This is a genomic window from Burkholderia sp. Bp9004 (assembly GCF_003858025.1).
Taxonomy (GTDB): domain Bacteria; phylum Pseudomonadota; class Gammaproteobacteria; order Burkholderiales; family Burkholderiaceae; genus Burkholderia; species Burkholderia diffusa.
This window is the reverse complement of record NZ_QTQD01000002.1, coordinates 139,403-157,837: the sequence shown is the minus strand read 5'-3', so window position 1 is coordinate 157,837 and position 18,435 is coordinate 139,403. Positions and strand designations below refer to the sequence as shown.

Sequence of the window (18,435 nt, the reverse complement as noted above, 5' to 3'; positions counted from 1 at the left end):
GCTGCCGCGAAAGGGCGCCGGATGCGGCCGTGGCTGGCGGTTCGCATGACGCGCACGGGTAAAAAATCTCGAACGGGCATTCTAGCCGATCCACCCGGCAGACTGACCCGTGCGGCGGCGAATTCCGCCTATTTGGGATCGCGCACGGCCGTCAACACGTTTCCGCAACGCAACAATAGGTGCTCGCCAGCGGCCGGCACCCGGTGGGCGGGCACGGAGATTCGTCAGAAGATCAGCCGCAGCACGGTGAAGACGAGCATCCCGACGATGATCGTGCCGAGCATGCTGCGCCGCCACAAAAACCAGCCGAGACCCGCGAGCGCGGCGTAGAACGGATGGTTGGACAGCGCGAACGACAGCCCGGCGGGCGTTTCGAGCACGTCGGGCAGCACGACCGCGACGAGCGCGGCGGCCGGCGCGTAGCGCAGCGCGCGCTGCGCGCGCTCGGGCAGCACGGTGCGTTCGCCGCCGATCAGGAACAGCGCGCGCGTGACGGCCGTGACGATCGTCATCCCGACGATCACGATCCAGATTTCCGTCGCGCTCATTCGATTTCCTTTTCGTGCACGGTTTCGGTACGGATGCGGCGCCAGTCGGCGCGTTCGACGAAGAAATCGGCCGTGCACCCGGCCGCGAGCGCGGCCAGCACCGCGATCGGCAGCGCGAGCCGGTACGGCAGGTCGAACGCGATCAGCGACACGATGCCCGCCACCACGACGGCCGCGAGCGTCGAGCGGTTCGCGACCGCCGACACCATGATCGGGAGCAGCGCGAGCGTGCCGGCCAGCTCCAGCCCCCAGCTCGCGGGAAAGAAGCTCGCGAGCAGGATGCCGGCGAGCGACGACACCTGCCACGACGCCCAGCTGGCGAGCGCCATCCCCCAGAAATAGGCCTCCTTGCCCGGCACGTGGCCGTACGCGAAGCCCTGTTTCTGGAACAGCAGGTAGATCACGTCGCCGTTGAAATAGCCGATCGCGAGGCGCCGCCACAGCGGCAGGTAGGAAAAATGGGGCGCAAGCCCGGCGCTGAAGATCACGAAGCGCATGTTGACCATCGTGGCCGTGAGCAGGATCGTCCAGATCGGCAGCTTCGCGACGAGGAGCGGCAGCACCGCGAGCTGCGACGAGCCCGCGTAGACGAAGATCGACATCGCGCTCGCCTGCCCGAGCGTCATCACCGACTTGCTCATCGCGACCCCGGTGACGAGCCCCCAGGACAGGATCGCCATCAGTGTCGGGGAATAGTCGCGCGCGCCCTGGATCAGCGCGAAGCGGTCGGTGGCGGAGAATCGAGCGAGCATGGGAAACGGGCCGCGGCGGGCGGTTCGTCGGGCCGCCGGCGCCTCCTGCCGGTACGACCCGTCGTTATTGGAATCGGTACCGGGCGATTATAGCGCCGGCCCTGTGCCGACCGACCGGATCGCCTTCAAATGACGCTAAAATAAGCGTCTTTCCGGCTCAATGCTGCACACAACCCGCTGTACAACCGCTTCCCAGGAGAATCCTATGTCAATGGCCGACCGCGACGGCAAGATCTGGATGGACGGCAAGCTGATCGACTGGCGCGACGCCAAGATCCACGTCCTGACCCATACGCTGCACTACGGCATGGGCGTCTTCGAGGGCGTGCGTGCGTACAAGACGGCCGACGGCAGCACCGCGATCTTCCGTCTGCGCGAGCACACCAAACGTCTGCTGAATTCGGCGAAGATCTTCCAGATGGACGTGCCGTTCGACCGCGAAACGCTCGAAGCCGCGCAGCTCGAAGTCGTGCGCGAGAACAAGCTCGAGTCGTGCTACCTGCGCCCGATCATCTGGGTCGGCTCGGAAAAGCTCGGCGTGTCGGCGAAGGGCAACACGATCCACGTCGCGATCGCCGCATGGCCGTGGGGCGCATATCTCGGCGAGGACGGCCTCGCGAAGGGTATCCGCGTGAAGACCTCGTCGTTCACGCGCCACCACGTGAACGTGTCCATGGTGCGCGCGAAGGCGTCGGGCTGGTACGTGAACTCGATCCTCGCGAACCAGGAAGCGACCGCCGACGGCTACGACGAAGCGCTGCTGCTCGACGTTGACGGCTACGTGTCGGAAGGCTCCGGCGAGAACTTCTTCCTGGTGAACAACGGCAAGCTGTACACGCCGGACCTGTCGTCGTGCCTCGACGGCATCACGCGCGACACGATCATCACGCTCGCGAAGGACGCCGGCATCGAGGTGATCGAGAAGCGCATCACGCGCGACGAGGTCTACACGGCCGACGAAGCGTTCTTCACGGGCACGGCCGCCGAAGTCACGCCGATCCGCGAGCTCGACAACCGCACGATCGGCAGCGGCGCCCGCGGCCCGGTCACGGAAAAGCTCCAGTCGGCATTTTTCGATATCGTGTCGGGCAAGAACGCGAAGTACGCGCACTGGCTGACGAAAGTCTGAGCGCGCCGCGCCACCGACCGCCCCACAAAAGAGTGATAAGAGAAAGTCTCATGAGTGAAATCAAGGAAATGCCGCTGGTCGAGCTGACGGCCAAGGATCTCCCCGCCTACTGCCCGAACCCGGCCATGGCGCGCTGGAGTGCGCACCCGCGCGTCTTCATCGACGTGTCGCACGGCGAGGCACGCTGCCCGTACTGCGGCACGCGCTACAAGCTGCGCGACGGCGAGGTGGTCAAGGGCCACTGAGCCCCGGCCGGCCGGGCCCGCGGGCCCGCCGCACACGAGGCGGCGCAGCCGGAACCCGGTGCGCCGCCCTTTTCCTGTTCTGACAACCCGAACGCGGCGCATGCGCGCCGTGCTTCATTACGACATCGGAAGTCGACCTGATGCGTCGAGCGCTGGTTATCGCACCGAATTGGATCGGTGACGCATTGATGGCGCAGCCGCTTTTTGCGCTGCTGAAAAAGCTCCATCCCCGCATCGCGATCGATGCCGTCGCGCCCACCTGGGTCGCGCCCGTGCTCGAGCGGATGCCCGAGATCCACGATGTCTACGCGACCGACCTCGCGCACGGCAAGCTGCAGCCGCTGCGCCGCTGGCAGCTCGCGACCGACCTGCGTGACGTCGGCTACGACGCGGCGTACGTGCTGCCGAATTCGCTGAAGTCCGCGGTGATCCCGTGGCTCGCGAACATCCCGCTGCGGATCGGCTACACGGGCGAGCACCGCTACGGCCTGCTGAACGTGCGGCACGCGAACCCCGACAAGTCGGCCGAGCGTCCGCCGATGACGACCCACTACGCGGCGCTCGCATATGCGCCGGGCGCGAAGCTGCCCGAGTCGATGAAGACGCTGCCCGCCCCGCGCCTCGACGCCGACCTGAACGAGACGGCGCGCGTGTCCGCACGTTTCAATCTCGATACGCGCAAGCCGCTCGTCGTGTTCTGCCCCGGCGCGGAATACGGCCCGGCCAAGCGCTGGCCGCCCGAGCACTTCGCGACGCTCGCGACGATCGTCCACCAGTCGTTCCCGTACACGCAGATCGTCGCGCTCGGCTCGCAGAAGGACGCCGCCGCCGCGCAGGCGATCGCCGACCACGCGCCGAACGTGCGTAACCTGTGCGGGCAGACGTCGCTGTCAGAGGCGTGCGCGCTGATCGCGCGCGCGAACGCGGTCGTGACCAACGATTCGGGGCTGATGCACGTCGCGGCCGCCTTGCGCCGGCCGCTCGTCGCGCTGTACGGCTCGACGGATCCGCGCCACACCCCTCCGCTGTCGGAGCTGGCGAAGGTACAATGGTTGCATCTCGAATGCAGTCCCTGCTTCGAACGCGAGTGCCCGCTCGGCCATCTGAACTGCCTGCGCGAACTCGGTCCCGAGCAGGTATTCGGCGATTTGCGCGGCATGCTCGTCGGGCAGCGCTGACCCTGACCGGCAGCGTCGCACGACGCGCCGGGCAATCCGATTCACCGGTGTACGGCGGCTCCATCCGGGCCGCCGTGCTGAATACGGCGCGCGACGCGCGCGAGAGATAACCCCGATGCCACGTTTTGCCCGCCTTTTCGAAGCCGCTGCCGATACGCTGAACGCTTACTACCAGGCCGTCGCCGATGCCAATCTCGACGCGCTGCTGGGGTTGTGGATCGACGAGGACTTCGCCAGCTGCGTCTGGGCCGACGGTGAGCATCTGCACGGCCTCGACCAGATCCGCAGCGGGCTGGCGAACCGCCTCGCGACGCGTCCCGTGACGATCGAACCGCTCGACATCCGCGTATACGACAGTCTCGGCACCGTCGTCTACACGATCGCCGAAGCGCATCAGCAGGCCGACCTGACGGCCGAACCGGACATGGTTTTCGCCACGTACGTGATGATTCACGAACGCGGCGAGTGGCGCATCGCGCATATTCACGCGAGCCCGATTCCCGAACAAGCGGCCGGACAATTCGCCGCGAAGATCCGTCACGGGCAGGGTCCGCTGCACTGACGAAGAACGAAGCAACGCATTAGCGGGGCGATCATGAGTACGGCTTCTCCGCCCACCTCGCCGCTGACCGGGGCCCCGGCCCCCGACGACGATTCATTGCGCTATCGCGCACCGCGCTGGCTGCCGAACAGCCATGCCCAAACCATCGTGCCCGCGCTGTTCGCACGGCGTCCGGCGGTCGCGTACCGACGAGAGCGATGGGAAACCCCCGACCACGACTTCATCGATCTCGACTGGGTCGCGCATCTCGACAGTGCCGCACCGCCGCCCGACGCACCGCTTTTCGTGCTGTTCCACGGCCTCGAAGGCAGTTCCGGCTCGCATTACGCGCTGGCGATGATGGCCGCCGCGCGCGCGAAGGGCTGGCACGCGGTCGTCCCGCACTTTCGCAGTTGCAGCGGCGAGCTCAACCGGCAGCCGCGCTTCTACCATCTCGCCGACAGCGCCGAGGTCGACTGGATCCTGCGCCGGCTCGCCGCGCAGCATCGCGGGCCGGTCGTCGCGGCCGGCGTGTCGCTCGGCGGCAACGTGCTGCTGCGCTGGCTCGGCGAGCACCGCAGCGACACGTCGATCGTGCACGCGGCCGCCGCGATCTCGACGCCGATCGACGTGCATGCGGGCGGCCGCGCGCTGTCGCAGGGCTTCGCGATGGTCTACACGCGCAGCTTCCTGAAGACGCTGAAGCGCAAGGCGCTCGCGAAGCTCGACCAATATCCGGGGTTGTTCGACCGCGACGCAATGCTCCGGGCCGTGACGATGCGCGACTTCGACGAAGTCGTGACCGCGCCGCTGCACGGCTTCGCGGACGCCGACGACTACTGGACCCAGGCCACGACGCGCCCGCTGCTGCCCGCGATCGACGTGCCGACGCTGATCCTCAACGCCCGCAACGATCCGTTCCTGCCCGAATCCGCGCTGCCCAGCGCCGCCGACGTGTCGCCGGCCGTCGAGCTCGACCAGCCCGCGGACGGCGGCCACGCGGGATTCATGACCGGGCCGTTCCCCGGCCGCCTCGACTGGCTGTCGGCGCGGGTGTTCGGCTATTGCTCGAAATTCGTCGACCATGGATGACATCGTCAGGCAGGCCCTCGCCAAATGGCCGAACGTGCCGCACTGCACCGGCTGGCTGCTGCTCGACCGGCGCGGCGAGTGGCGGCTGCGCGACGAGGCCGCGCAGGCCGCGGGCGAACTCGGCTCGCCGGTCCGGCATGCGGCACTGAACGCGTTCATCGGGCGCAACTACGACTGCGATGCGCACGGCCAGTGGTTCTTCCAGAACGGGCCGCAGCGCGTGTACGTCGAGCTCGCCTATACGCCGTGGGTCGTTCGCCTGGCCGAACGCGACGGGCAACTCGCGCTGGCCGACCAGACCGGCGCACCGTTCGAACCGGACGCCGCGTGGCTCGACGACGCCGGCGGCGTGCTGTTTCGCGCAGCCGGCTCGCCGCCGCGCGTCGCGGCACTGCACGACCACGACCTGGGCCTGTTCGCCGATCACGCGGACTTCGACGCGACGCCACCCGCGCTGCGCTGGCGCGACGGGCGCACGCTGTCGCTCGGCAATCTCGCCTGCGCCGACGTGCCGGCGACGTTCGGCTTCGTCTCGAGTCCCGCGCAGCGGGCTCGCCGCGCCGCATCGGATGGCGGCGACGGCAGCGTCGAGGGCTGACGCGCAACTCACCCTGCCCGCCTGACGACCGTTATCCGCGGCCGTTCTTCTCCTCCTCGCGCTCTTCCTTGTAGCGCGCCTCGAATTCCAGCAGCCGCGCGCCGATGATCGACTGGTCGTAGAACGACACGTCCTTCGCGTCGCGCGCCTCCTTCAGCTGACGTATCGCCGACGGCCACGCGCCGTCGAGCGCCAACTTCTCCGCGAGCGCGCGGCGCCGCGCGAGCACGTCGCCCCGGCCGTCGCTCGCCTTCGCGAGATAGTCCCACCAGTCCGGCTGCTCGGGATCCGTTTGCGCCTCCGTGCGCGCGAGCGTCTGTGCTTCGGCGAAGCGGCGCGCGGCGATCAGCGCCTGCAGGTGCGCGACGATCGCCGCGTGCGACGCCGGCCAGCGCCGCTGCGCGAGCGCCGCGAGCCGCACCGCGTCGTCGGTCCGGCCCGCGCGGCGGGCGAGGTCGGCGGCGAGCACGTCGAGGCTCGGCGAACTCGTCTGCGGATCGTCCGCGCGCCGCTCGCGCGCGTCGAAGGCGGCGCGGGCCGACGCGAGCGCCTTGTCGGCCGCGTCGTACTGGCCGAGCAGCGTGTTCGCGAGCGCGATCCCGTACTCGTTCGCCGCGACGTTCGGCGCCGTGCGATCGTCGATCTCGAGCTGCATCCGGCGCGCCTCGGCCGCGATGTCGTTCGGCGCACGGTTCTGCAGAATGCGCAGCCGCGCGCGCACGAAGCCGTATTCGGCCGACTGGCGCGGCTGCCGGTACGGCGCGCGGCGCGCGCGATCCTCCATGTCGGCGATCCGTTCACCCGTCAGCGGGTGCGTGCGCGCATAGGCCGGCACGCCCGCGTCGCCCATCGACGCGCGCTCGAGCCGCTCGAAGAAGCCCGGCATCCCGTACGGATCGTAGCCGGCGCCCGCGAGCAGCTGGAAACCGACGCGATCGGCCTCGCGCTCGGCCGAGCGAGAGAAGCGCAGCTGGTTGTCGACCGCAAACGCCTGCCCGCCCATCGCGATCGCGCTGCCGAGATCGCCGCTGCGCGCGAGCACGCCCGCCAGCACCCCGAGCAGCATCGTCGCGAGCGCGGTGTAGCCCGTCTTCTCGTTCGCGCCGATCATCCGCGCGATGTGCCGCTGCAGCACGTGGCCCATCTCGTGGCCGACCACCGATGCGAGTTCGGATTCCGTTTGCGTCGTGACGACCAGCCCGCTGTTGATCCCGATGAAACCGCCCGGCATCGAGAATGCGTTGATCTGCGGATCGCGCACCGGGAACAGCTCGAAGTCCGGCGTGTAGCCGCCGATGTAGCGCGCCGCGGCGGCAGCCGCGAGCCGCTTCGCGATCGCGTTCAGGTAGTCGCGCGCGAGCCAGTCGTCGAGGTAGTCCGGGTCGCGCCGCACCTCGCGCATCACGCGCTCGCCGAGACGGCGCTCGGCCTGCGGCGTAAGCGAACCGCCAGAGCCGTCGCCGAGGTCGGGCAGTTCCAGCGCGCGCAGCGGTGCACGCAGGCTCGCGACCGGCGCGGACGCGCCGTCGCCGCCGGAGAACCGGCTTTCCGCGCCGCCGTAGGTGCCGAATACGCCGGTCGCGATGCCGGAAGGCACCGTGGAAATCGACGGCGAAGCGCCGGCCGCCGGCTCGAGCGGCAGCGCGGACAGGCGCTGTGCATGGCCGCTCGGCGGCAGCACGAGCGCCGTCGACAGCAACACGGCAAGCAACTGTTTGACACGCATGGCAGGATGAGGACGACGCGTCCCGCGCGCCGGGCGCGCATCGCGGCGTTTGGTCTGAAGATCCTGGTCATTGTACCGGCGGGATCGCGACTGTTCGCTGCGGCGGATGCGCCGTCTGCACGCCCGGCGTCGTGCAGGCCGCTGCTATGATAGGCGCCCGTTGAAACGTTGCAGATGGTTGCGGCACGGTGCCCGACGCGGTGGATCGACCGGCCGCGACACAAGAGATCGGAGCAGGACATGTCAGGACTTACCCATTTCGACGCCGCCGGCCACGCGCACATGGTCGACGTCGGCGGCAAGCAGGAAACGCAACGCATCGCGATCGCGCGCGGCACGATCCGGATGCTGCCGGCGACGTTCGCGCTGATCCGCGACGGCAAGGCGAAGAAAGGCGACGTGCTCGGCGTCGCGCGCATCGCCGCGATCCAGGGTGCCAAGCGCACCGCCGACCTCATTCCGCTGTGTCATCCGCTCGCGCTGACGCGCGTGGCCGTCGACTTCGAACTCGACGACGCGCTGCCGGGCGTGCACTGCGTCGCGCAGGTCGAGACGTTCGGGCGCACCGGTGTCGAGATGGAAGCGCTGACCGCCGTGCAGGTCGGGCTGCTGACCGTGTACGACATGTGCAAGGCGGTCGACCGGGGGATGGTGATCACCGAGGTGAGCGTGAGGGAGAAGCGTGGCGGGAAGTCGGGGGACTGGAAGGCGGAGGACACCGCCGGCTGACCGGTCGGCACTCTGTCGGCCGGTAAATTCGGGATATCGCCCGTTTATCTCATACAATTACCGGATTCCGCACGGGAGAGCGTGCGACCCAGCACAAAAAAAGCGAGCACGGGTGATGAATTCGCAAATGTTAAGAAGCGCATTGCTGGCCGGACCGGTTCAGCACGAGCGCCTTGTCAAACTGGATACGCCGCTGGGCCCCGACGTGCTGCTGCCGCATCGCGTCATCGGCCGATCGCGGCTCGGACGTCACTTCGAGTTCACGGCCGATACCGTGTCGGTGTCCGATAACCTCGAGCTCAAGAAGCTGATCGCGCAGCCGGTGACGCTGTGGATCCTGCAGGCCGATCAGTCTTATGCGCCTCACCACGGCTACGTGCATTGCGCCCGCCGGCTCGGCTCGGACAGCGGCGTCACGCACTACCAGATCGCCTTCGCTTCGTTCCTGCACTTTCTCAAGTTCCGCCGCGACCAGCGAATCTGGCAGGACCAGTCCGCGGACGACATCATTGCCGACGTGCTGAACCAGCATCCGCAGGCCAAGGGTCGCTTCACCTTCAAGCTCCACCAGCCGCTGCCGCTCCGCTCGTTCTGCATGCAGTACGAGGATGACTGGAATTTCGTGCATCGCCTGATGGAATCGGAAGGCCTGTATGGCTTCTGGGAACAGGACCAGGACGGCAAGTCGCACCGGCTCGTCGTCGTCGACCGCGTCGACGCGTTGCCCGCGCTGTCGCCGCGAACGGTGCGCTTTCATCATGCGGGCACGGGTGACGAGGCCGACACGTTCGTCCAGTTCTCCGGCACGCGCACGCTGCGAAGTGTCGCCCGCGCCACACGCACGTTCGACTACAAGCAGCCGCCGAGCGCGGCGAATCCGAAGGCGACCCATACGCCGACGATCGCCAATCAGGGTGACCTGCCGCCGCAGCTCGAGGTCTACGAATACACCGGTGCGTACACGTACCTCGAACAGTCCCGTGGTGACCATCTGTCGAAGATATGGATGGAGGAACAGGAGTCGCGCGCGAAACGCTTTCATGGCGTCGGCGGCGTGCGGCGCATGGATGCCGGGCGGACCTTCGAGCTGGCGGATCACCCCGAACACGACAAGGACGATGCCGGGCAGCGCGAATTCACCGTGATCGAGACGGCGTGGGTCATCGTCAACAATCTGCCCGTTGCCGACGAACAGGCGGTTTTCCCGCACAGCCTGCGCGCCGAGGTCGGCAGCATCGTGCAGGCAACCGATACGGCCCAGTCGCGCGTGCGTCATCCCGACGGCAGCGAAGGCTTCTTTCAGATCCGCGTCGAAGCCCAGCGCACGACCGTACCGTTCCGCAGCCCGTTCGAGCACGCGAAGCCGCCGATGCACCTGCAATCGGCGATCGTCGTCGCACCGAAAGGCGAGGAAATCCACACCGACGCGCTCAACCGGGTCAAGGTTCGCTTCCATTGGGACCGCCTGAACGACGGCGACGAAAAGGCGTCGTGCTGGCTGCGTGCCACCGCGTCGGATTCGGGCAAGGGTTATGGGGCCGTTCACCCGCACCGCAGCGGCGAGGAGGTGCTGGTCGATTTCCTCGGCGGCGACTGCGATCGCCCGATCATCGTCGGCAAGCTGTACAACGGCGCGACGAGCCCGCAGTGGCACAGCAACGGGATCCTGTCCGGATACCGGTCCAAGGAATATGCGGGCGCCGGCTACAACCAGCTCGTGCTCGACGACGCGACCTCGCAGAACCGCGTGCACCTCTACAGCAGCCAGACCAACGCGCACTTGCATCTCGGTTACCTGATCGACCATGCGGGCAACAACCGCGGCAGCTATCTCGGCAGCGGCTTCGACCTGCGCTCGGACGCGTACGGCGCCGTACGCGCGAGCCGCGGGCTGTACGTCACGACGCACCCGAAGCAGCCGGCGAGCCAGCCGCTCGACGTTCAGGAAACGCAACAGCAGCTCGTCCGTGCAGAAGGCCTGATGGAGGCCATGTCGGAGGTCGGCGCGCAGCATCAGGCCGAACCGCTCGACCACGGCCACTCGGCGCTGAAGCAGTTCACCGACGCGACGCAGAACAGCGTGAGCGGCGGCACGTCGGGCGGCAGGACCGCGGGCGGCGGAACCGGCACGGCCAACGCGTTCAAGGAGCCGGTGATGCTGTTCGGCAGCCCGGCCGGTATCGGGATGTCCACGCAACAGTCCGTGCAGCTTGCCGCGGACCAGCACGTCAACCTCGTCAGCGGGCAAAGCACGCACGTGGCCGCCGGAAAGTCGCTGATCGCGAGCGTCCTCGACCGGATCAGCCTGTTCGCGCAGAACTCCGGGATCAAGCTATTCGCCGGCAAGGGCAAGGTCGAAGTGCAGGCGCACGCGGACAACATCGAGCTGACGGCCCAGAAGGCGCTGAAGCTGATGGCGGTAACCGAGTCGATCGAAGGCGCCGCGGCGAAGGAAATCCTGCTGACCTCCGGCGGCGCGTACATCCGCATCGCGAACGGCAACATCGAAGTGCACGCACCCGGCAAGATCGACATCAAGGGGGCGCAGCACGCGTTCAGCGGCCCCACGCACCTGTCGCAGACGATACCGACCCTGCCGAACTCGACCGGCAACTACGATCAGGCGTTCATCGCGCACTGGGCCGGCACCGACATTCCGGTAGCGAACACGCGATACCAGATGTTCTCGAACGGCAAGCTGCTCTCGGAAGGCGTCACCAATGCGGCAGGTGAGACGGGGCTCACGCAGAGCCACGTGCCGCACGACGTCGTCGTCAAGTTTCTAGGGAAATCGAATGGCTGACGGACAACAGGACAAGGTGCTCGGCATCGGCGCGGGGATGCTGACGCCGACAGGGTACAAGGATCGGCCGAAGGTGGAGATCAACATCTGCGACAAGCATGTGACGCCGGCGGCGGATTCCATTATCGGAACGTGCCCGTACTACTACCGGCCGCTGCACGGCGAGTACTGGGAAACGGTCGAAAAAGTCAGCACGTCGAGTATCTGGACGACCGTCAAGAAATTCGCGACGTCATGGGATCCGTGGAAAGACACGAAAGTTGCCCGTGAACTGCTGCATCGGCGGGAAAACCTGATACAAGCGGAAAGCACCGATTCCGACTGGTCCCGCCACGGCAATTTCATGATGCGTCATATCGGGTGCGGGCATAAGCCGCCGGGATATTACGTCAGCTACGGTTACTACTACTGCTCGAATTACGGCAAATACCTGCTGCCGGAATTGAGCGACAAGGGCAAAGCGTGGCTTGCGAGCGCACGCTGGTTCCTGCAGCATTATCTGGAACAGGGTTTGCAGCAGAACATGCGCGGCGACACCATTTCGATCAGGGGCAAGAAGCCGAACAGCGGCAGCTGCGTGATGAACGTGCCGCAGTACGCGCTCGAACTGGATGACGACACCTTCAAGACGTACGCGTTCAAGACCCACCCTCTCGCCTATCTCGACGGCGGTCTGGCCGGGCTCGGGCCTGTCGATATGTATTACATCCTGAAGCAACCCAACGCCCAGGAATGGGGGGATCTCAGGACATTCTCCCAGGCATTCGACAGCGGTGTCGGCGTGGGCAAACAGTACGTCGACAATACCGTGGAATATGCGAAAAAGGCCGGTGATGCCGTCAACGAACATGTCATCGACCCTGTTGCACAGGCACTCGAAAAACTGATGCCGAAATGAAATGACGAAAAAATTCCTGAAGCTGTCGCTGGCTGCGGCAGTCGTGCTCATTGTTTTGATTGTCGGGTTCTCGTATATGTCGAATGACTGGCAGGTCGTTTCCAACACTTTCATGAAGAACAGCAAGCCTTACGGCGGAGGCGACTTCGTGATATCGGGAAACGAGGCGATCACGCTGAAGATCAGCGATCCTGAAATCACGTTCAAGCCATATGCCGAATGGAAGGACAAGGAAAAAGCCGAGCCGGCCGAAGCGTGGATGAACGACAGTCGCGAAACGCTGAACCGGACGTCGGTCGAATTCTGGCGCGGCCCGGTGAACGGAGACATGACGCGCCATTTCAAGCAGGTGGGCCAGACCGCCGCCTGGTGGCACGCCAAGGACTGGACGGTCGAATTCATCAGCACCGGCTGGATGGACTACAAGTCGCCTCAGCCTGCCGACGGGCTGACGCCGCAAGTGACCAAGCTCTGGAAGTCGTCCAACGGCGGACGCGACTGGGTGCAGCTCGCGTGGCCCGAAGACCGGAACATCGGTCGCCTGCTCTTTCTGGATCCGCAGCGCGGCTATGCGATCGGTTGGGGCCCGCACGTGTGGCGCACGTCCGACGGCGGTCAGTCGTGGCGGGAAATCGAACTGCCGCCGGGTGCCGCCGACGCCGGCAAACCCCACCGCACCTTTGACGGCATCGACATGGGCCCGGACGGTACCTTGCGCGTGGCATACCACGTCGAGAAATCCGAGCATGCTTCCGCCGGAAGCGTCGTCTATCGGCTCGGCTGGGAACAATCCGGGTTCGCCCTGGACGCCGTGTTGCCCGAACAAGTGATCGTCAGCCTGTCCTCGTCACCGACCGCGTCGGATCACTATGCGCTTTACGCGCTGTCGCGCCTCGGCGAACCGCGCAATTTCGATAATCCCGCCGACAAGGGAAAACGCGTCGGCGCCATTTCGACCTGGACGAACGGCGCACCCGAGCAGGTGCGGCAATTGCATTCGTTTGACGACACGCTGACGCTCGATAGCCTGAGCGTCGGCCGGGACGGGTTGCTTCTCGTCTACGCAACCGACGCCAGCCGCAACGGCACACCGCTCGATCTCACGTTCGTCAGCAGCGACGGGGGAAAGACCTGGAACTCGAGCAGAGAGAAGACGACTCAGGGCGGATATTTCAACGCCCAGACGAACACGCTGTATTCGCTGGTTGCCTATACGCTCAAGAAGCGGCAGTTCTGACGGTTCCGATGCGATTACCGCGGGGCCCCCGTCGCGATTCGGGCGTCGGCTCCGCGGCCTGCGGCCGATCCGAAATGGCCGGGCAATGCGGGGCCCGACCGCACAATCGCGACGCGACGCCTGCCAGAACCGTCGGATACCGGTCCTGCCGGGTCGGTCATGTCTCGGGGTGACCGCGCATCCAATGACATGCAAAAACACACTCGCCGGATAGGATTCGTCGTGAGCCTCGCCGTCCTGGTCGTGGCGACATTGAGTTATATCCGCGCCACGATGGATCGGGAGACGATTTCGACACACTTCATGCGGGACGACACGCCATACGGCGGCGGCAGCTTCCGCATCAAGGGCAATGACGTGATGAGCGTCAAGCTCGCCAATCCCGTCGTAACGTTCAAGCCCCAGCCCGAATCGAACGAGCCGCAGCGGCCCGAGCCGACCGAAGCATGGATGAACGACACCGGCGAGTTGCTGAACCGCATGACGATCGGCTTCTTCCGCGGCACCATCGACGGCGGGATGAAGCGCCAATTCCAACAGGTCGGCCAGAATGCCGCCTGGTGGTACTCGCCAGACTGGACCGTTCAGTTCATCAGCACGTCATGGATGAACTACAAGGCTCCCGAAGCGCAAGGTGGCGACGCGCCGCAAACCACCAAGCTGTGGAAATCGAGTAATGGCGGCCAGACATGGTCGCAACTTCAATGGCCCGAAAGCCAGAACATCGGCCGCCTGCTCTTTCTCGATCCGCAGCGCGGCTACGCAGCCGGCTGGGGGCCCCGCGTATGGCGAACTTCCGACGGCGGAAACACGTGGCAAGCGATCGACGTGCCGGCCGATGCACACGTCGGCAGCGAGACGCGCCAGGATTTCAATGCAATCAGCCTCGGCCCGGACGGTGTTCTGCGGATCGCCTACCATGTCGCACAGACTGCCGAAGCACCCGCTCACAGCGTGGTCGACCGGCTCGACTGGGGGCAGCACGCATTCGTGACAGATACCGTGCTGCCAGGTCAGGTCGTCACTGCGCTCGACACCACGCCGGAATCGGGATCACGTTATTCGCTGTACGCGCTGACGCATCTCGACAAGCCGCAAAACGGCGAGGGTCGCGACAACGGCCGCCGGACGGGCGCCATTTTCACGTGGACGAACGACCATCCCGAGGCCGTGCAGCAACTGCGCACGTTCGACGAGAAGCTCACACTCGACAGCATGAGCATCGGTCGCAACGGCCTCCTGCTCGTCTATGCAACCGATCCGAACTCCGGAAGCGGCGGCACCGGCGGCGGCGCACCGATCGACCTGACGTTCAGCAGCACCGACGCCGGCAAATCGTGGAATAAATCGACCGACAAGACCGCACAGGGCGGCTACTTCGACGCGCAGACCAACACGCTGTACTGGCTGCATGCCTATACGCTGAAGAAACGGACCTTCTGACGGCGCGCCGGACGCCTCGGTGGCCGGCTCTCGCTGCGGTTCGCGATCGTGACGATCGCGTGACCGCAGCGACCTGTCCCGCGCACGACGGCCTCGGCCGCATCACCGGCCACGATGCCTCGCGTCACTCGCCGCGTCGCGGCTCGAACACGAACGGTTGCGTGAGCAGGAACGGATTCGCGGTGGCGCCGGTCTGCGCGCAGGTCGCGTGCGTCATTGCGTCGACGGCCGCGCGGTCTGCCGCCGCATTGCGGCTGCTCGTCGTCACGGTGACGTTCTGCGCTTCGCCCGACGTCGTCATCAGCGCGCGCACGAGCACGGTGACGGGACGCGTGAGCGGTTTCGCGGTATCGGGGTAGACGGCACGCGGAATGTGGCACGTCAGCTTGCTGTCCTGCGAGGACGACATCATCGCGCAGCCGGAAAACAGCATGGCGACGGCGGGCAGGATCAGGTAGGTCGAGCGAATAGCCATGGTCGAATATCGTTCTTGAACACTGTTCTGGAGGAGCGCCGAGCGCCGCACGCCGGCCGATATCGTCCGGCCGGATCGCAGGCATTGCCCCCGCGCCGCGGCCATCGGACCGGCGCCCCGTTACGGCCGCGCGACGGGGGGCTGCCAGGTCGCGATCCTGCGTGGCTGGTTCCCGGAGACCCGGGGGCTGCGTTCGCGCCGGCGGCCCACACCGGGCGACCTTGCATGCGAACGCTTTCGCGCATTGTGCACGCGCCGCCTCGCGCGTGGCGGTGATTTGACAATGGTTGACGCGAATCGCGCCGGATTCGGTGCGCATCCATTCTCTGCGGGAAGCAATCGCCGCACCGTCCCGGGCCGCCGCCGCTTGCCTGCCTCACCGCGATCCGACCAGCACCGGGATTCCCCGCCCGGCGCGGCGCGGCATCACTCGGAATCGTCGTCCGAGTCGTCGTCCGCTTCGGCCGGGACTTCCCCGTACTTCGCGACGACGGCCGCCTTGAACGCTTTCAGCTCCGGCTGCTGGTCGCACAGCTTGTACAACGACGCGAGCTGCTGCGGCCAGTCCTTCAACTCCTTCGCAAACACATGCAGGCGCGCGACTGTATCGAGGGCGTCGGCTTCGCGACCGGCCAGCGCCTGCAGCACCGCATAGCGGCGCAGCACCGTCTCGCCGGGCAGCAGCGCGATCGCGCGCTCATGCGCGACGAGCTTGAGCGGCAGGTTGTCCGGCGAAATTGCCAGCAGCGTGGCCGCCCCGTAATCGCCCCACGCGCCGAACAACAGCGACGGCGCATCGCGGTACTGTGCGGCCGGATCGCTGCCGTAATACAGCACTTCCGCGCGCTGGTAGTCGCGCAGCACAGGCACCGCCGCCAGCACGCCGCCGAACGACAGCACCGCGAACAGCCCGAACGCCGCGCGCCCCGGCAGGATGCGCAACGGCTTCACCTCAAGCAGGCCGATCACGAACATCGCCGGCAGCAGGAAGAACATGTACTGCTGCGGATATTCGACGAGCGCATGCATCAACAGGATGCCGATCAGCGCGAGGCCGAACACGCGCGAGCTCGACTGCGGCGCGCGCACCGCGCGCACGAACCACGTCACGAGCGCGACGACGAGCACGCCGAGGCCGACGAGGCCGGACTTCGCGAGCAGGTCGATGAAGATGTCGTGCGAGTTGTTCGCGATCTCGACACCGCCGAGCGTGCGCACGAGCGCGAACTGGTGCGACGGGAACTCGCCCCAGCCAACGCCGAGCACCGGATGCTCGCGGAACATCGCGAGCCCGTACTTCCAGAGCGCGAGGCGCGGCGCGATCTGCCCCGCGTCGCGCATCCGGTCGGCCGCCGACTCGGCGAGCCCCAGATGGAAATGCACGTTGGCCCAGCGCACCGCAACGTTCACCGCGACGAAGGCCACCGCGAGCGCGACCGGCATCACCCATGCGCGGCGGTTGCCCGGCGCGCGGCGCGACTCGAGCCACGCCATCCAGAAGCCCGCGACGACCAGCACCGCAACCTGCAGCCACGGGCCGCGCGACACCGTCAGCGCGAGCCCGGCCGACAGCACGATCGACAGCGCGAGCCAGGCCCATACCGCCAGCCGGCGCGTCTGCACCAGATACAGCGCGCCCGCGAGCGCGAACGCGATGTAGGTCGCCAGGTGGTTCGCCTGTGCCATGTTGCCGTACGGACGGCGATCGACCGCGATGTTGTAGACCACGACGAACGGCGACACCGCGGATTCGAGATGGAACAACTGCACGACCTGGCTCGCGACCGCGAGCATCCCGCCGAGCAGCAGCGCGCCGGACATCATTTGCGCGGCGGCTTCGGCGAGCCCCTCGCGCGCGAGCGTGTAGCCGGCCTGCATCGCGACCAGCGCGGCGGCCAGGTAGCCGACCGCCAGCCAGTTCATCGACGGCACCTTGAGCGGCATGAGCGCGACCTGCGCGATCAGCACCGCCGCGAACCCGAGCGGCGCGACGAACGCGGCCGGCGCGGCGAACGGCTCGGCCGGGCGGCCCGTGCGTGCGAGCAGCACGACGGAGAGCCCCACCAGCAGATACAGCACCAGCGCGGCAAACTCTGAATAGAAGGTCGGGATCGGATACGTGTGATTCGTGATCGAGTACGGCACGATCAGGGCGACAGCCAGCGCAACGAGCGGCAACGAACGGGAAAAAGTAGAAGGCATGAGCGAACCGGATGTCAGCAACCGGCGCACTATACAAAACTTTCCCCCCTCTGTGCGGGCCCGTCGTGCCATCGCCCACGCGCCGGGGCGGGCGCAGCCGGCCCGCGGGCGCCGCGCCGCGCACGCGGCCACGGACTTGCCGGCATGCCCCCGACACTACGCGCGGCACTCCGCGGGCGCATATTGCGCGGGCAAAGTCGCGGCCTCCGCCGGCAACGGGCCCGCGCCCGGCGCCGGAAGCGACGACGCAGACTTGCCGGCGGCAAAGCATTCCCACGCGATCGCACCCGCCTGCATCGCGCCCTTTTTCAGCGGCACGCGCGCGGTTGGCGTGTCGGCCTTGTCCGGGGCGGACGGCACCAGGACGAGCGTATTCGCGCCGGCCGCGGCGACGCGGGCGGTGAACGCCACCGTGATCTGGCCGGTGTCGCCGTCGATGGCGACGGATTCGACGTTGCGGGTAGCGGCCGGCGGGCTGTAGCCGCCGTCGAAGCCCGCGCCGCTCGCCGCGTTGTCGGCCACTGCGAGCCGCGCGGACGAAGCAAGCGCGAGCCCCTCGCCGACACGCGACCGCGCGAGGTAATCCTGGTACGCGGGAATCGCATAGGCCGCGATCACGCCGACGATCGCGAGCACGATCATCAGCTCGATCAGCGTGAAGCCGGCGGGCCGGCAGCGCGGCAACGGCCGGCTCGCGCGCCGCAGATCGGCGGCGATGCGACGGAACAGGGAAACGGAAAAGGCTTCGAACATGACTGGCTCCGGAAACGAAAAACGCCTGCCGAATCAGGCAGGCGTTTCGATCGTAGCCAGCGGGCCGCGGCCCCGGCAGTCGGCCG

At 67.0% G+C, this 18,435-nt stretch carries 17 protein-coding genes; 11 read left to right on the top strand and 6 right to left on the bottom strand.

Annotation, left to right across the window (positions count from 1 at the left end; all coding sequences use genetic code 11):
* Positions 1-224: 224 nt before the first annotated feature.
* Both DIE08_RS02930 and DIE08_RS02925 read right to left on the bottom strand, forming a co-directional pair.
* Positions 225-548: an AzlD domain-containing protein gene (locus DIE08_RS02930; protein WP_014896165.1), complete on the bottom strand. Its 324-nt coding sequence runs from the start codon at positions 546-548 to the stop codon at positions 225-227.
* The gene (locus DIE08_RS02925) at positions 545-1,300 is read right to left on the bottom strand and encodes an AzlC family ABC transporter permease (protein WP_124900965.1); all 756 of its coding nucleotides are present in this window, start codon (positions 1,298-1,300) and stop codon (positions 545-547) included. Before DIE08_RS02925 ends, DIE08_RS02930 begins: the two co-directional genes overlap by 4 nt.
* A gap of 205 nt (positions 1,301-1,505) precedes the next feature.
* Between DIE08_RS02925 and DIE08_RS02920 the strand changes: the two genes are divergently transcribed.
* The 6 genes from DIE08_RS02920 (at position 1,506) to DIE08_RS02895 (ending at position 6,083) form a co-directional block, all read left to right on the top strand.
* A complete protein-coding gene (locus tag DIE08_RS02920) occupies positions 1,506-2,429 on the top strand; it encodes a branched-chain amino acid transaminase (protein ID WP_059447778.1) in 924 nt (307 codons plus the stop codon).
* A gap of 50 nt (positions 2,430-2,479) precedes the next feature.
* Complete coding sequence (locus DIE08_RS02915) at positions 2,480-2,674, top strand: zinc-finger domain-containing protein (protein WP_006749970.1); 195 nt, start codon at positions 2,480-2,482, stop codon at positions 2,672-2,674.
* Between the two features lie 140 nt (positions 2,675-2,814).
* Entirely contained in the window at positions 2,815-3,852 is a 1,038-nt protein-coding gene (gene waaF / locus DIE08_RS02910; protein ID WP_124900964.1) for a lipopolysaccharide heptosyltransferase II, read from the top strand.
* A gap of 115 nt (positions 3,853-3,967) precedes the next feature.
* Positions 3,968-4,414: a nuclear transport factor 2 family protein gene (locus DIE08_RS02905; protein WP_006749968.1), complete on the top strand. Its 447-nt coding sequence runs from the start codon at positions 3,968-3,970 to the stop codon at positions 4,412-4,414.
* Positions 4,415-4,447: 33 nt separating this feature from the next.
* Entirely contained in the window at positions 4,448-5,485 is a 1,038-nt protein-coding gene (locus tag DIE08_RS02900; RefSeq protein WP_059607929.1) for a hydrolase, read from the top strand.
* Positions 5,478-6,083, top strand: a complete 606-nt coding sequence (locus DIE08_RS02895) for a DUF2946 family protein (protein WP_124900963.1) — start codon at positions 5,478-5,480, stop codon at positions 6,081-6,083. The genes DIE08_RS02900 and DIE08_RS02895 overlap by 8 nt, the downstream gene beginning before the upstream one ends.
* Positions 6,084-6,114: 31 nt before the next feature.
* On the opposite strand, the gene DIE08_RS02890 is transcribed toward DIE08_RS02895, so the two are convergent.
* Positions 6,115-7,809 (bottom strand): M48 family metalloprotease, encoded by a 1,695-nt coding sequence (locus DIE08_RS02890; protein WP_124900962.1) that lies wholly within the window; start codon positions 7,807-7,809, stop codon positions 6,115-6,117.
* A gap of 240 nt (positions 7,810-8,049) precedes the next feature.
* Between DIE08_RS02890 and moaC the strand changes: the two genes are divergently transcribed.
* The 5 genes from moaC to DIE08_RS02865 all read left to right on the top strand — a co-directional run bounded on the left by moaC (position 8,050) and on the right by DIE08_RS02865 (position 14,919).
* Positions 8,050-8,538 (top strand): cyclic pyranopterin monophosphate synthase MoaC, encoded by a 489-nt coding sequence (moaC, locus tag DIE08_RS02885; RefSeq protein ID WP_011657821.1) that lies wholly within the window; start codon positions 8,050-8,052, stop codon positions 8,536-8,538.
* A 115-nt stretch (positions 8,539-8,653) separates the two neighbouring features.
* Positions 8,654-11,341, top strand: a complete 2,688-nt coding sequence (locus tag DIE08_RS02880) for a type VI secretion system Vgr family protein (protein ID WP_124900961.1) — start codon at positions 8,654-8,656, stop codon at positions 11,339-11,341.
* Complete coding sequence (locus DIE08_RS02875) at positions 11,334-12,239, top strand: hypothetical protein (protein WP_124900960.1); 906 nt, start codon at positions 11,334-11,336, stop codon at positions 12,237-12,239. Before DIE08_RS02880 ends, DIE08_RS02875 begins: the two co-directional genes overlap by 8 nt.
* Before the next feature lie 76 nt (positions 12,240-12,315).
* Entirely contained in the window at positions 12,316-13,476 is a 1,161-nt protein-coding gene (locus DIE08_RS02870) for a glycosyl hydrolase (RefSeq protein ID WP_124901067.1), read from the top strand.
* A gap of 273 nt (positions 13,477-13,749) precedes the next feature.
* The gene (locus DIE08_RS02865) at positions 13,750-14,919 is read left to right on the top strand and encodes a glycosyl hydrolase (RefSeq protein WP_124901066.1); all 1,170 of its coding nucleotides are present in this window, start codon (positions 13,750-13,752) and stop codon (positions 14,917-14,919) included.
* Positions 14,920-15,043: 124 nt separating this feature from the next.
* Here DIE08_RS02865 and DIE08_RS02860 read toward each other — a convergent pair whose 3' ends face one another.
* The 3 genes from DIE08_RS02860 to DIE08_RS02845 all read right to left on the bottom strand — a co-directional run bounded on the left by DIE08_RS02860 (position 15,044) and on the right by DIE08_RS02845 (position 18,349).
* The gene (locus DIE08_RS02860) at positions 15,044-15,394 is read right to left on the bottom strand and encodes a TonB family protein (protein ID WP_124900959.1); all 351 of its coding nucleotides are present in this window, start codon (positions 15,392-15,394) and stop codon (positions 15,044-15,046) included.
* 426 nt (positions 15,395-15,820) lie between these two features.
* Positions 15,821-17,596 (bottom strand): Wzy polymerase domain-containing protein, encoded by a 1,776-nt coding sequence (locus DIE08_RS02850; protein WP_124900958.1) that lies wholly within the window; start codon positions 17,594-17,596, stop codon positions 15,821-15,823.
* A gap of 156 nt (positions 17,597-17,752) precedes the next feature.
* Positions 17,753-18,349: a pilin gene (locus DIE08_RS02845; protein ID WP_124621386.1), complete on the bottom strand. Its 597-nt coding sequence runs from the start codon at positions 18,347-18,349 to the stop codon at positions 17,753-17,755.
* Positions 18,350-18,435: the final 86 nt, after the last annotated feature.